Here is a 13,922-nt window from a genome sequence, read left to right on the forward strand (position 1 = left end):
GGAGAGAGTGTCCGGGGGCACTGGCCAGCCCACAGAACGGAACTGGCAGGCGGGAATCGTGAGGATCTTCGGCAAGGGACGGCACCGGCCCTCCGCCTCCTGGCGGCAGGCCACCGACCGCGCGTTCACGCTGATCGGCGACGGGCGGTACGAGGACGCGGGCGCGCTGCTGACACGTGCCGCCGACCTGGAACCCTGGCTTTCCGAGTCCTGGTTCAATCTCGCCCTGCTGCACAAGTTCCGGCACGACTGGGAGCAGGCCCGCACGGCCGGGCTGCGCGCCGTCGCCCTGCTCGACCGGGAGGCCGGGGCCCCCGACTGGTGGAACGTGGGCATTGCCGCCACCGCCCTGCAGGACTGGCCGCTGGCCCGCCGCGCCTGGCAGGCGTACGGGCTGCACGTGCCGGGCGAGGCCACCGGCGCGGGCGAGCCCGTCGGTATGGAGCTGGGCAGCGCGGCCGTACGGCTGTCGCCGGAGGGCGAGGCCGAGGTGGTGTGGGGGCGGCGGCTGGATCCCGCCCGCATGGAGGTGCTGTCGATCCCGCTGCCGTCCTCCGGGCGCCGCTGGGGCGAGGTCGTGCTGCACGACGGGGTGCCGCACGGTGAGCGGACCACCGTCGCGGGCCACTCCTACCCCGTCTTCGACGAGATCGAGCTGTGGGCCCCGTCCCCCGTGCCGACCTGGGTGGTCCTGCTGGAGGCGGCCTCGGAGACGGACCGGGACGCCCTGGAGCAGCTGGCCGCCGACGCGGGCTTCGCGGCGGAGGACTGGTCGTCGTCGGTGCGGCTGCTGTGCCGGATGTGCTCGGAGTCCCGGATGCCCTCCGACGAGGGGGACGGCGAGCACCTCGACCCGCACGACCACAGCGAGCCGGGGCACCCGGGCCCCCTCGGGCACGTGACCGACGGGCAGCTGTGGGCGCCGGAGCGGGAGTGCGGGGTCGCCGCGCCCGCCTCGCTGGTGCGGGGGCTGCTGGACGGCTGGGTCGCCGACAGCCCGGACACCCGCGACTGGCGGGACCTGGAAGAGGTCTGTTAGCCGCCCCCGTACCCTGTATCAGCGACGAACCCCCGGGCGGGGGTCCGAGGGCAGCCCTCGGAGGACACAGTCAGGAAGGCATACGTCGGTCATGGCGCAGCAGGACACCGATCAGCAGCACGGGGGCATGCTCCCCGTGGACGACGAGGGCTTCGTCATCGACACCGAGGAGACGGAGGAGCGCGAGCGGGCCTACCGTGAGCGCGGCGACTCGCGGCCGATCACGGTCGTCGGCAACCCGGTGCTCCACAAGGAGTGCAAGGACGTCACCGAGTTCGACGACGACCTGCTGAAGCTGGTGGACGACATGTTCGCCTCGCAGCGCACCGCGGAGGGCGTGGGCCTGGCCGCCAACCAGATCGGCGTGGACCTGAAGGTCTTCGTCTACGACTGCCCCGACGACGAGGGCGCCCGGCACGTCGGCGTCGTCTGCAACCCGAAGCTGGTCGAGCTGCCCGCGGACCGGCGCCGGCTGGACGACAGCAACGAGGGCTGTCTGTCGGTGCCGACCGCCTACGCGCCGCTGGCCCGTCCGGACTACGCCGAGGTGACCGGGCAGGACGAGCGGGGCAACCCGATCAAGGTGCGCGGCACCGGGTACTTCGCACGGTGTTTGCAGCACGAGACGGATCACCTGTACGGATACCTCTACATCGACCGTCTTTCGAAGCGTGAACGCAAGGACGCGCTGCGGCAGATGGCCGAGAACGAGCCCCGCTACCCCGTGGTCGCCAACGACTGAGCTCCACCCCCGCACTCACCTCCCCGCACTCACCTCCGCGTACTCACCTCCGCATCCCCGCACACGACGCCTGGCCGGACTTCTCCCGGTCGGCGTCGTTCGTGTGTCCGACGGACGTTCGGTCGCTTACGCACAACTACTGCACATCTGCTGATCCGTAATCAGTCACCTGGGGGCGGATTCCCGGCATGTTGGAGTAGTGAATGAAGCAAATCCGTTCCCAGAACGGTCAGTTGTAGTGCTGAATGGGATGAGCGGGGATACGCAACGGCGCACGCCCGGCACGGCGGGAGGGGTGTGCGCCCACTGGCGGCTGAGAGGGGTTGTTTCGTGCCAGCTTTCCCATACAGCACCACTTGCAGCACCACATACAGCACCACATACAGCACCACGGCGACGGTGACCGTGCCCGCGGTCCCTCCCTCGCTCTCTCTTCCGGTCATCGAGGCGGCGTTTCCCCGGCAACTGCACCCGTATTGGCCCCGGTTGCAGGAGAACACCCGCTCCTGGCTGCTGGAAAAGCGGCTGATGTCGGCGGAGAAGGTCGCAGAATATGCCGACGGTCTTTGCTACACGGACTTGATGGCGGGCTACTACCTCGGCGCACCCGACGCGGTCATGCAGGCCATAGCCGACTACAGCGCCTGGTTCTTCGTCTGGGACGACCGGCACGACCGTGACGTCGTGCACGGCCGGGTGTCCTCCTGGCGACAGCTCAGGTTCCGCTTGCACGCGGCCCTGGACTCCCCGGCGGAGCATCTGGGCCACCGGGATCCGCTGGTCGCCGGACTCGCGGACAGCGTGGGCAGGCTGTTCACCTTCCTTCCCGGCACCTGGAACGCCCGGTTCACCCGGCACTTCCACACCGTGATCGAGGCGTACGACCGGGAATTCCACAACCGTGTCGACGGACGCATTCCCGGCGTCGAGGAATACCTCGCCCTGCGCCGGCTCACCTTCGCGCACTGGATCTGGACCGACCTGCTGGAGCCGAGCGCGGCATGCGAACTCCCGGACTCGGTGCGGAAACACCCGTCCTATCGGCGCGCGGCCCTGCTGAGTCAGGATTTCGCCGCCTGGTACAACGACCTCTGCTCGCTCCCCAAGGAATTGGCGGGTGACGAGGTGCACAATCTCGGAATCAGTCTCGTCACCCATGAGGGAATGACTATCGAAGAGGCTGTGCAGGATATCCGGCGACGCATCGAGGAATGCATTTCCGAGTTCCTCGCCGTCGAGAAGGATGTCTTGCGGATCGCCGACCGGCTCACCGACGGAACTGCCCGCGGAATGCAACTGGGCGGCGCCGTGCGGGCCTGCCTCGGCAATATGCGGAACTGGTTCAGTTCCGTCTACTGGTTCCACCACGAGTCCGGCCGTTACATGGTCGACAGCTGGGACGACCGGTCCACGCCCCCGTACGTCAACAACGAAGCGGCAGGTGAGAAATGACCGTCGAGTCGGTGAAACCCGCGACCCCCGCGGCGCCCGAACTGCGTGAGCCACCGTTGGCCGGTGGCAGGGTGCCGCTCCTCGGACACGGCTGGCGGCTGGCCCGCGACCCGTTGGCCTTCCTGGCCCGGCTCCGCGACCACGGCGACGTCGTCCGCCTCAGGCTCGGCCCCAAGACGGTGTACGCCGTCACCGCGCCGGACCTCACCGGGGCACTGGCGCTCAGCCCCGACTACATCATCTCCGGCCCCCTGTGGGAGTCCCTGGAGAGCCTGCTCGGCAAAGAGGGCGTGGCCACGGCCAACGGTCCGCTGCACCGCCGCCAGCGGCGCACGATCCAGCCCGCGTTCCGGCTCGACGCCATCCCCGGCTACGGTCCGATCATGGAGGAGGAGGCGTACGCGCTCGTCGACCGCTGGTCGAAGGGCGAGGTCCTCGACGTCACCGCGGAGGCCTTCCGGGTCTCCGTGCGCATCTCGGCCCGCTGCCTGATGCGCGGCAGCTACATGGACGCCCGGTCCGAGCGCATCACCTCCGCGCTCGCCACGCTGTTCGCCGGTATGTACCAGCGCATGGTGGTACCCCTCGGGCCGCTTTATCGGGTACCGATTCCGGCCAACCGCGAATTCAACCGGGCGCTGGCCGATCTGCATCGACTGGTGGACGAGATCGTCACCGACCGCCGGGCATCCGGTCAAAAACCGAACGATTTGCTGACAGCTTTGCTGGAGGCGACGGACGAGAATGGCGACCCGATCGGGGAACAGGAGATCCACGACCAGGTCGTCGCGATACTCACCCCGGGCAGCGAAACCGCCGGCTCGGTGGTCATGTCGTTGCTCCACGTCCTCACCGAGCACCCGGATCAAGTGGACAAGATCCGCGAAGAGGTGAAAAACGTTGTCGGCGACCGGCCGGTCGCATTCGACGACGTCCGAAAGCTCCGGCACACCGCCAATGTCGTCGTCGAGACCATGCGGCTGTATCCCGCCGTATGGATATTGACCCGGCGCGCGGTGACCGACACGGAGCTCGGCGGTTACCGCATTCCCGCCGGGGCCGACATCGTGTACAGCCCGTACGCGGTTCAGCGCGATCCGCGGTCGTACGAGCGGCACGCCGAGTTCGACCCCGACCGCTGGCTGCCCGGCGGCTCCCCGGAGCTGCCGAAGTACGCCATGACGCCGTTCGGCGTCGGCAACCGCAAGTGCCCGAGCGACCACTTCTCGATGGCCGAGCTGACGCTGATCGCCGCGGTGGTGGCGAACGCGTTCCGCTTCGAGCCGGCCCCCGGCTCAGACAACCGGACGCACATCGGCATCACGCTCCGCCCCCGCCGGCTGCTGCTGCGGGCGATACCCGGGTGAGAACCGCGGCTCAGGCGACGGCCTGCGGGCCGCGGAACGTGCGCCGGTAGGCGTTGGGGGTCGTCCCCAGCGCCTGCACGAACTGGTGGCGCAGGGCCCCCGCCGTGCCGAACCCGGCACGCCAGGCGATCGCGTCCACCGTCTCGTCCGTGGCCTCCAGCAACTGCTGTGCCAGCAGCACCCGTTGACGCAGCAGCCAGCGGTAGGGGGTGGTGCCCGTCTCCTGCTGGAAACGGCGGGCGAAGGTGCGCGGGGACATGTGGGCGCGCTCCGCGAGCTGTTCGACGGTGACCTCCTCGCCGAGGTGCTGCTCCATCCACGCGAGCACCTCGCCGACGGTGTCGCACCGCGACCGGGGCAGCGGCCGCTCGATGTACTGGGCCTGGCCGCCGTCCCGGTGCGGCGGCACCACCATCCGCCGGGCGATCCGGTTGGCGACCTCCGGGCCCTGCTCCTTGCGGACGATGTGCAGACAGGCGTCGATGCCCGCCGCCGTCCCGGCCGAGGTGATCACCGAGCCCTCGTCGACGTACAGCACGTCCTGTTCCACGGTGGTGCGCGGATACTGCCGGGCCAGCTGCTCGGCGTGCCGCCAGTGCACCGCGCAGCGCCGCCCGTCCAGCAGCCCCGCCGCGCCCAGCACGAACACCCCCGAGCAGACGCTGAGCACCCGCGTGCCGCGGTCCACGGCCCGGCGCAGCGCGTCGAGCAGCTCCGGCGGGAAGTCCCGCTCGCCATAGGCGTCCCCGGCCGGCACCGCGATCAGGTCGGCGCTCTCCAGCCGCTCCAGACCGTGCCGGGTGGTCATCGTGAACCCGGCGTGGGTGGTCAGCGTCGGCCCCTGGGCCGAGGCGACGGCGAAGTCGTAGACCGGCAGCCCCTCGTCACTGCGGTCGATCCCGAAGACCTCGCAGACGACGCCCAGTTCGAAGGGGTGCACACCGTCCAGGAGGATCGCGGCCACGTTGTTCAGCATGCCGCCAGTGTGCACCGGAAGTGGCAGTAATTTGAAGGTGTACGGCAGTCCTGCCACTATCAGGAGCGTCCGGCGCGTACGACGCTTACCTCATGAACGCACTCAGCGAGTACCTCACCGTCCTGGCCCTCTTCCTCCTCCTCGCCGGTCCGGCGCTCGTGGGACATCTCCACGAGCGCCGGATCGACCGCCAGCTGAAGGCCGCCGAGGCCGCGCAGGCCGCATCGGCCGCGCGGCCCGGGACCCGGAACCTGGCCCGGACCAGGACTCAGAAGTCCTCGTCCAGGTCCACGGTGCCCTCCACCGCGACCTGGTACGCCGAGGGACGGCGCTCGAAGAAGTTGGTCAGCTCCTGAACGCCTTGCAGCTCCATGAAGGAGAAGGGGTTCTCCGAGCCGTACACCGGGGCGAAGCCGAGCCGCACCAGACGCTGGTCGGCGACGCACTCGAGGTACTGCCGCATCGACTCGGTGTTCATGCCCGGCAGGCCGTCGCCGCACAGGTCGCGCCCGAACTGCAGCTCGGCCTCGACGGCCTCCCGGAGCATGTCGGTGACCTGCTTCTGGAGGAGGTCGTCGAAGAGCTCCGGCTCCTCCTTGCGGACCGTGTCGACGACCTCGAAGGCGAAGCTCATGTGCATGGTCTCGTCGCGGAACACCCAGTTGGTCCCGGTGGCCAGACCGTGCAGCAGGCCCCTGCTGCGGAACCAGTAGACGTACGCGAACGCGCCGTAGAAGAACAGGCCCTCGATGCAGGCGGCGAAGCAGATCAGGTTGAGCAGGAAGCGGCGCCGGTCGGCCTGCGACTCCAGCCGCTCCAGCTTCTCCACCTCGTTGATCCACTTGAAGCAGAACTCGGCCTTCTCGCGGATGGACGGGATGTTCTCCACCGCAGCGAAGGCCGCCGCCCGGTCGTCCGGGTCGGGCAGATAGGTGTCCAGCAGCGTCAGATAGAACTGGACGTGCACGGCCTCCTCGAAGAGCTGCCTGGACAGGTACAGGCGCGCTTCGGGGGAGTTGATGTGCTTGTACAGCGTCAGCACGAGGTTGTTCGCCACGATCGAGTCGCCCGTCGCGAAGAACGCGACCAGCCGGCCGATCATGTGCTGCTCGCCCTCGGACAGCTTCGCCAGGTCGGTGACGTCCGAGTGGAGGTCTACCTCCTCGACGGTCCAGGTGTTCTTGATGGCGTCCCGGTAGCGCTCGTAGAAGTCGGGGTAGCGCATCGGACGCAGGGTCAGCTCGAAGCCCGGGTCGAGCAGGTTCTTCTCGGCCTTGCCGGTCGTCACGGCCTTGTCGGCCTTGTCGGCCCTGTCGGTCTTCTCGGGTGCGGTGGTCATTACTGGCAGGCCTCGCAGGACTCGGGGTTCTCCAGGGAGCAGGCGACGGCGTCGGGGTCGGCGGCCTGCTGCACGGGGACGGTCTTCTCCGGCTGCGCCTGGGCCTGGGCGGCCCGGGCGATCCGGGTGGCCGGGCGCGAGCGCAGGTAGTACGTCGTCTTCAGGCCCGACTTCCACGCGTACGCGTACATCGAGGAGAGCTTGCCGATCGTCGGCGTCTCCAGGAACAGGTTCAGCGACTGCGCCTGGTCGAGGTACGGGGTACGGGCGGCGGCCATGTCGATCAGGCCGCGCTGGGGGATCTCCCACGCCGTGCGGTACAGGTCCCGCACCTCGGCCGGGATCCACGCGAAGCCCTGCACCGAGCCGTTCGCCTCGCGGAGCGCCTCACGGGTACGGGCGTCCCAGACGCCGAGCTCCTTGAGCTCGCGCACCAGGTACGAGTTGACCTGGAGGAACTCCCCGGACAGCGTCTCGCGCTTGAACAGGTTCGACACCTGCGGCTCGATGCACTCGTAGACGCCCGCGATGGAGGCGATGGTGGCGGTGGGCGCGATGGCGAGCAGCAGGGAGTTGCGCAGACCCGTCGAGGCGATCCGCTCGCGCAGTGCCGCCCAGCGCTCGGGCCAGGCGAACTCGACGCCGTAGTGGTCCGGGTGCAGCACGCCCCTGGCCGTACGGGTCTTCTCCCAGGCCGGCAGCGGACCGCTCCGCTCGGCCAGGTCCGCGGAGGCCTCGTAGGCGGCGAGCATGACCCGCTCGGCGATACGGGTGGACAGGGCCTTGGCCTCGGGAGAGTCGAAGGGCAGCCGCAGCTGGAAGAAGACGTCCTGGAGGCCCATCGCGCCCAGCCCGACCGGACGCCAGCGGGCGTTGGACCGGCCCGCCTGCTCGGTCGGGTAGAAGTTGATGTCGACGACGCGGTCGAGGAACGTGACGGCCGTGCGGACGGTCCCGTCCAGCCGCTCCCAGTCGATGTCGCCGGCCGCCGTGTCGACGAACGCGCCGAGGTTCACCGAGCCCAGGTTGCACACCGCCGTCTCGCCGTCGTCGGTGACCTCCAGGATCTCCGTGCAGAGGTTGGAGGAGTGCACGACGTGGCCCGGCTCGGCCGTCTGGTTGGCGGTGCGGTTGGCCGCGTCCTTGAAGGTCATCCAGCCGTTGCCGGTCTGCGCGAGGGTGCGCATCATGCGGCCGTACAGGTCACGGGCCGGGATGGTCTTCTTCGCCAGGCCGTCCGCCTCGGCCTTGCGGTAGGCCGCGTCGAACTCGTCGCCCCACAGGTCGACCAGCTCGGGCACGTCGGCCGGGGAGAACAGCGACCACGGCTCGTCGGCGTTGACCCGGCGCATGAACTCGTCCGGGATCCAGTGCGCCAGGTTCAGGTTGTGCGTGCGCCGGGCGTCCTCACCGGTGTTGTCCCGCAGCTCCAGGAACTCCTCGATGTCGGAGTGCCAGGTCTCCAGGTAGACCGCCGCCGCGCCCTTGCGCCGGCCGCCCTGGTTCACGGCGGCGACGGAGGCGTCCAGGGTCTTGAGGAACGGCACGATGCCGTTGGAGTGCCCGTTGGTGCCGCGGATCAGCGAACCCCGGCTGCGGATGCGGGAGTACGACAGCCCGATGCCGCCGGCGTGCTTCGACAGCCGGGCCACCTGGTGGTAACGGTCGTAGATGGAGTCCAGCTCGTCCAGCGGGGAGTCGAGGAGGTAGCAGGACGACATCTGCGGGTGCCGGGTGCCGGAGTTGAAGAGCGTGGGGGAGGACGGCAGGTATTCCAGCCGGCTCATCAGCCGGTAGAGCGCGGCGACTTCGTCCAGGGCGCGCGCCGTGTTTCCCCCGGAGGGGGTGCCCCCATCCGCCAGACCGGCGGCGACGCGCAGCAGGAAGTGCTGGGGCGTCTCGACCACCTTGCGGGTGATCGGGTGCCGCAGGAGGTAGCGGCTGTGCAGGGTGCGCAGTCCGAAGTAGCCGAAGCGGTCGTCGGCGGCGGTGTCGATCAGCGCGTCGAGACGGGCCGCGTGGATGCGCGCGAACTCGGCGGTGCGGTCCGCGATCAGGCCCTCGCGGTGGCCGACGGCGACCGACGCGGTGAACGAGGTGACGCCCTGGGAGGCGGCCTCCGCGGCGATGGAGATCGTCAGCAGCCGGGCGGCCAGCTTCGAGTAGGCGGGGTCCTCGGCGATCAGGCCGGCGGCCGCCTCCGTGGCCAGCTCGCGCAGCTCCGCCTCGTCGGCCCGGGCGGACCGGCCGCGCAGCGCGGCGGCGGCGACCCGGCCGGGGTCGGCGTCGGGCAGGTCGGCGGTCAGCTCGGTCAGGGTACGCAGCAACGCGGTCCCGGGACCGTCGGTCTTCAGCTCGGTGACTGAGGCCGGTTCGGCTGGCGCGATGGTCACGTGGGGCTCTCCCTCGCTCGGCAGGGGGCCTGGCGCAGGGCAGGGGGCAGCACACGAGCGCGCGGGGGCGTCGCGTCCACCGGCCCACTCCACGAGGCCCGGACGTCAGGGCAACCCGGACCGGACGGCCGGGCGCGCTGTCGGCAGGACCTCGGACTGAACAGGCGTGCCCATATGGGTAGGGATGCACGCGAGTACACCGTTGCGGGACAGTTCCGGATTCGCACCGGATTCCCCTGCGGCGACAGCGAGCATGAGCATACATCTTGTGCTCACCCGTCACGCCACCCCCAGATGTTGTGTCGGGGCGGTTTCAGAGCGTCAACTGATAGGTGAGCAGAGTGAGGTCGTCCAGGTGCGGCACGGGATTCCAGTCCCGCTCGGGTGTGCGGACGAAACCGAGACGTTCGTAGATCCGGTGCGCGCTGTGCATACTGCGCTGACTCGACAGGACGACGGCCGTGCAGCCCCGGGTGCCCCGCGCCCGCTCGAGGCAGGCCCGCACCAGGGCCTCCCCGGCACCCCGGCCGCGCGCCGCGTGCGCGACCGCGAGCGCACGGATCTCGGCCTCACCGGGCCGCGCGATGTCGGCGACCGGGCCGGGACCGGCCACGAAGGTGACGCCGCCGAGGAGCCGGTCGCCGTCCATGGCCACCAGCACCTCGGCGGCGGCCGCCCGCGCGGCGACGTCCTTCAACACCGGCAGATACGGGTCCTCCTCGCCGTAGTCGAGGAGACCGTCCTGGAGGTAGGCCTGGGCGGTGAGTTCACCGAGGGCCCGGTACTCGCCGGGCGCGACCTGCCGTATCGCGATGTCCATGGCCCCGAGTCTGCCGGACGCCCGGGTTGCGGAGCGTACCGGGAGTGTTTCCATGGAAGTAGCCGCCGACGCCGCGCGAATCCTCCGCCCGCGAATCCTTTTTCGCGAGTCCTCTGCCGGCGAGTCCACTGCCTGCGAGTCCTCTGTCCGCGAGCCCTCCGTCCGGGGACCGCTCCCGGGACTCGGAAGGAGAACGGCATGACGAGGGTCGTCCGCCATCCGCCCGGCAAGGAGCGACCGCGCGACGCGCCGATGGCCACGCTGCCTTTCCGGCGGGCGGGAACCCGCCTGCGGCACGGGCTCGTCGGCCGCTGGCACTCCCTGACGATCCGTCGGGAGGCCCGCCGCGGCGTCGCCCGCCCCAAGAAGTGGCGCCGGTGGGTCTCCTACGCCAACGTCACCCGGGCGGTCTGGCTGGTCGCCGTGCTGGCGGTGCTCGCCTGGGTCGGGGAGGGCGTGTTCATCCTCGTCACGCACGACACGACCGGCTTCGAGAAGTGGCGGCAGAACAACCAGGGATTCGAGATCGTCTCCCGGTTCGTCGGTCCGGTCCTCGCCGCCTCGATCGCCGCCGCGCTCTTCCTGTTCTGGTGGTACCGCTGGACCAAGCGGCGTTACCTCACCAAGGCCCTGCGGGATCCCCGGGCCCTGGTGCCCACCGCCGGATACGACACCCGCGAGATCGTCGGCCGCGAGGACATCGCCCAGGTCATCGCCGAGCGGCTGCGGGAGCGCGACACCCGGCGGCCGTATCTGCTCGTCGGCGGCGTCGGCGCGGGGAAGACCGCCGTCCTCGTACGGCTCACCGAACTCCTGGCCCGCCAGCACGCCGTACCGGTGCCGATCAGGCTGCGCGACGCGACGGACGGCGCCGAGCTCAACTTCGAGCGACTGGCCAGGGAGCGGTTCGCCCAGGAGGCGCCCAAGGGGGTTCTGGCGCGCAGCAAGACCGACCGGGTGTGGCAGCAACTCCTCGCCGACGACAAACCGGTCGTCCTCGCCGACGGCCTGGAGGAGGCCCTGCTCGACGACGGCCGGCAGCAGAACCGGGACAACGTCATCCGCCAGGCCATCGAGCGCGCCCGCGAGGAGAAGCTGCCCCTGGTGATCGCCTCCCGGCCGCACAGCCCGCTGGAGACCACCTCCGCCGCGATCGTGATGCTCGAACCCCTCAGCGAGGAGGAGGCGCTGCGCTTCGTCGAGGCGGACGTGCCGGACACCGACGAGCGCCGGGTGGACTGGATCGTGGAGACGGCGGAGGTGACCGAGTCGCCGGTCTACCTCCAGATCGCCCGCGAACTCCACCGGCGGGGAATCCTGGAGCACGACCGTCCGGAGGACGACCCGCAGCACGTCATCACCCGCAGCCGCGACCGCGCCACCCTGCGGCTCTGGCTGATGGAGACCTGGGCCGAGGCGCTGTGCGAGGGCAAACTGCGCGAGGACGTCGCGCTGACCCCCGGCGAGCGCCGTGACACGCTCGAAGTGGTGTGCGCCCTGGCCTGCCTCGGACTGCTCCAGGACACGCTGGAGGTCGGCTTCGCGGAGCTGCTCGACCCGAACATCCTGCATCCCGGCGCGGCCAGGCGCGCCCGGGCCCGCGCCGAGCACCTGTGGTCCGGCCGCGGCTTCGACCAGTACGGCAAGCGGGACAACACGCTCGTCGACTGGCACCGGCAGCAGATCTGGGAGGTGCTGTGCCGGCGACTCGGCGAACAGGAAGGCAGGCGGCTGCGCGAGGGCAACCTGGACCAGTGCCATGCCGTCCTCGCCCGCTTTGCGGCGTACGCGAGCAGGCTCAGGCTGGTGGAGGGCTTCGAGCACAGGGTCCGCTTCCCGCACAGCATCATCCAGGCCTACTTCGGCTGCCGTGTGCTGAGCCACCTGGGAGAACGGGGCGCCGGGGACCTGACCGAGCAGGCGCTTCAGCCGCCCGGTCCCAGCCGTGAACTGCTCATCGCCCTCGTCCTGCTGTCCCGGAGGCGGGCGGCGGACCCTTCGGCCCGCAGGCGCGGGGTGCGGGCCGAGGTGCGCAGGGAGATCGCGGAGCGGGTACGGCGGGCTCCCGTGCGGGGCCGCCCGCTTGCCTGCCGGCTGTGCGCCGCCGCGGGCCGGCGCACCGACGATCCCAAGGCCCTGGATCTCTACGCGGCCGCCCTGGAGATCGAGAGCGCCGAGGCCGACCCGAGGCATCTCGCCGAGATCGTGAGCGCGTTGCGCCGGCACTGGCCCGCCATCAAGGGCGACCGGCGCACCCTGAGGGACGCCAAGCGCAGAGCGCTGAAGCAGTTGGGGGCCGCGCTGCGGGCGGTCTCCGACCGGATCGACACCACCCCGCTGTACTGGGAGCTCTTCCAACTGGCCGTCAAGGAACCCTCCTACTCCATCCGCCTGGTCGTCGCCCAGGAGTTCGGCAGCGGGGGCAACGCGGCGTTCGCCGTGATCCGCGAGCGGGTCGGCCTGAACAGCGACCCGGTGCGCGAGTACAACGACCGGCTCGACCGGCTGAAGGCCTGGAAGAGAGGGGAGCACGAGACATGGGCCGCGCGGATGAGAAGGGCCCGGGCGGTCCGCACGGCTCCGGGGAGCGCGCCGGACGAGGACATCGGGCGGCTGCAGGAGGACCGCAAGGAACTGAACCGGCGCTACCGCGAGCAACGGGTCGATCTCTTCCGGGAGTTCGTGATGCGGGCCTGGATGCTCCCGATGCTGCTGGGCTCCGTCGACGAGGCCCATCGCGACGAGGCCCGGGAACGTCTCACCAAATGGCTGCGCCACCTCGACCCGAAGTTCACCGGCGGTACGCCCGATCTGCCGCTCGCCCTGGAAGCCGCGCTGGCCCAGGGCTTCAAGTACGCGGCCAACCGGCGCCACCGGCACCCGCACACCTGCGTGGGGGGCCGGGACGACCTGATCCGCCAGGCGGAGACCGTGCTGCAGCAGTCACGCTGCTGGTACGCGCAACTCAGCCTGCTCCAGGCGCTGTGCCTGTGGGAACTCCCGGACATGGCCGGCGGCCGCCCCGACGGGTATCAGCCGTTCCAGCTGCTCGGCGGGGCCACCGCCGTACAGACGGTGCAGCGCTGGCTGTCGATGGCGGGCACGGTGAACGCGGCGCCGGGTTCCTCGGACGGCGGGCCTGCCCGGCGGTGCCTGCATCCGTTCGTCGCCGAGGCCGGCGACCTGGCCGCCCTCGCCCTGGAGACCGGACAGCCCGAGCGGTTCCTGTGGATCGACGAGAAGGGCGTCGCGGACAACATCGGCGCCCGCGCGGGCGACACCGGCGGATACCGCAGGCACAGCCTGTGGATTCCCCCCTCGGTCGGCTGGAGCACCCTCGACCCGCGCGCCCAACGCCTGGTCGCCGACGTCCTGGTGATGCTGAACCTCGTCGAACGGGACGGGCACCCGGACGAGGTCGAGGAACGGCTGGCCCGCATGGAGCAGCCGGGGATGTCGTTGCCGCCGTGCATCCGCACGGACCGGGAGCCGCTGAGGCCGGGGCTGTGCATCGGCACGTCCGCCCCGCCCGCACCGGGCACGACGTGTCTGCCCGACTGCAAGTTCCAGCTCTGCCCGTACCCTCCCCGGGGCGGTGTGCCCCGGGGAGAGATCCGTGAGCCGTTCTGCCGCCAGCAGCAGGCACTGCTGCCCGGCAGCCTCCGGCGCTGGCTGCCCCGGGGGCTGCGCAGGAAGACCCCGCACTGGGTCGGGATGCGGGTCAGCGAACTGGACCGCTTCTGGGACGCGATGGCCCGACGGACCCGCGACTAGCGCCGCTCACGGCACCGGTC

General features: G+C 70.5%; 10 protein-coding genes and 1 riboswitch. Of the genes, 6 read left to right on the top strand and 4 right to left on the bottom strand.

Annotation, left to right across the window (positions count from 1 at the left end):
* The first annotated feature begins 58 nt into the window (after positions 1-58).
* The 4 genes from QA802_RS27905 to QA802_RS27920 all read left to right on the top strand — a co-directional run bounded on the left by QA802_RS27905 (position 59) and on the right by QA802_RS27920 (position 4,600).
* The gene (locus QA802_RS27905) at positions 59-1,039 is read left to right on the top strand and encodes a tetratricopeptide repeat protein (protein WP_319164932.1); all 981 of its coding nucleotides are present in this window, start codon (positions 59-61) and stop codon (positions 1,037-1,039) included.
* A 91-nt stretch (positions 1,040-1,130) separates the two neighbouring features.
* Positions 1,131-1,781: a peptide deformylase gene (gene def, locus QA802_RS27910; protein ID WP_334528100.1), complete on the top strand. Its 651-nt coding sequence runs from the start codon at positions 1,131-1,133 to the stop codon at positions 1,779-1,781.
* Positions 1,782-2,111: 330 nt separating this feature from the next.
* Positions 2,112-3,233 carry an epi-isozizaene synthase gene (cyc1, locus tag QA802_RS27915; protein ID WP_443042297.1) on the top strand — a complete coding sequence of 374 codons (1,122 nt, stop codon included), beginning with the start codon at positions 2,112-2,114 and terminating at the stop codon, positions 3,231-3,233.
* Entirely contained in the window at positions 3,230-4,600 is a 1,371-nt protein-coding gene (locus QA802_RS27920) for a bifunctional albaflavenone monooxygenase/terpene synthase (protein ID WP_334528103.1), read from the top strand. Before cyc1 ends, QA802_RS27920 begins: the two co-directional genes overlap by 4 nt.
* 10 nt (positions 4,601-4,610) lie before the next feature.
* Here the strand turns inward: QA802_RS27920 and QA802_RS27925 are convergent, their stop codons facing one another.
* Positions 4,611-5,576, bottom strand: coding sequence for a GlxA family transcriptional regulator (locus QA802_RS27925; protein ID WP_334528106.1), 966 nt, complete (start codon positions 5,574-5,576; stop codon positions 4,611-4,613).
* A gap of 92 nt (positions 5,577-5,668) precedes the next feature.
* Here QA802_RS27925 and QA802_RS27930 point away from each other — a divergent pair, with 92 nt between their 5' ends.
* Positions 5,669-5,932, top strand: a complete 264-nt coding sequence (locus QA802_RS27930) for a hypothetical protein (protein WP_334528108.1) — start codon at positions 5,669-5,671, stop codon at positions 5,930-5,932.
* Here QA802_RS27930 and QA802_RS27935 read toward each other — a convergent pair.
* From QA802_RS27935 to QA802_RS27945, 3 genes are all read right to left on the bottom strand, one after another.
* Positions 5,845-6,915, bottom strand: coding sequence for a ribonucleotide-diphosphate reductase subunit beta (locus QA802_RS27935; RefSeq protein WP_443042185.1), 1,071 nt, complete (start codon positions 6,913-6,915; stop codon positions 5,845-5,847). The genes QA802_RS27930 and QA802_RS27935 overlap by 88 nt on opposite strands.
* Positions 6,915-9,308, bottom strand: a complete 2,394-nt coding sequence (locus tag QA802_RS27940; protein WP_334528111.1) for a ribonucleoside-diphosphate reductase subunit alpha — start codon at positions 9,306-9,308, stop codon at positions 6,915-6,917. Before QA802_RS27940 ends, QA802_RS27935 begins: the two co-directional genes overlap by 1 nt.
* A 125-nt stretch (positions 9,309-9,433) precedes the next feature.
* Positions 9,434-9,569, bottom strand: a riboswitch (cobalamin riboswitch).
* 52 nt (positions 9,570-9,621) lie between these two features.
* Positions 9,622-10,128: a GNAT family N-acetyltransferase gene (locus QA802_RS27945; protein WP_334528114.1), complete on the bottom strand. Its 507-nt coding sequence runs from the start codon at positions 10,126-10,128 to the stop codon at positions 9,622-9,624.
* Positions 10,129-10,326: 198 nt separating this feature from the next.
* Between QA802_RS27945 and QA802_RS27950 the strand changes: the two genes are divergently transcribed.
* Positions 10,327-13,902, top strand: coding sequence for an NACHT domain-containing protein (locus QA802_RS27950; RefSeq protein WP_334528116.1), 3,576 nt, complete (start codon positions 10,327-10,329; stop codon positions 13,900-13,902).
* The last annotated feature ends 20 nt before the right edge of the window (positions 13,903-13,922 follow it).

Origin of the sequence: Streptomyces sp. B21-105 (assembly GCF_036898465.1) — a bacterium.
Taxonomy (GTDB): Bacteria; Actinomycetota; Actinomycetes; order Streptomycetales; family Streptomycetaceae; genus Streptomyces.

Excerpts from the sequence above, each read along its gene's own strand:
- def (WP_334528100.1), top strand. The coding sequence starts at position 1,131 with ATGGCGCAGCAGGACACCGATCAGCAGCACGGGGGCATGCTCCCCGTG.
- QA802_RS27920 (WP_334528103.1), top strand. The coding sequence starts at position 3,230 with ATGACCGTCGAGTCGGTGAAACCCGCGACCCCCGCGGCGCCCGAACTG.
- QA802_RS27925 (WP_334528106.1), bottom strand. The coding sequence starts at position 5,576 with ATGCTGAACAACGTGGCCGCGATCCTCCTGGACGGTGTGCACCCCTTC.
- QA802_RS27930 (WP_334528108.1), top strand. The coding sequence starts at position 5,669 with ATGAACGCACTCAGCGAGTACCTCACCGTCCTGGCCCTCTTCCTCCTC.
- QA802_RS27935 (WP_443042185.1), bottom strand. The coding sequence starts at position 6,915 with ATGACCACCGCACCCGAGAAGACCGACAGGGCCGACAAGGCCGACAAG.
- QA802_RS27945 (WP_334528114.1), bottom strand. The coding sequence starts at position 10,128 with ATGGACATCGCGATACGGCAGGTCGCGCCCGGCGAGTACCGGGCCCTC.
- QA802_RS27950 (WP_334528116.1), top strand. The coding sequence starts at position 10,327 with ATGACGAGGGTCGTCCGCCATCCGCCCGGCAAGGAGCGACCGCGCGAC.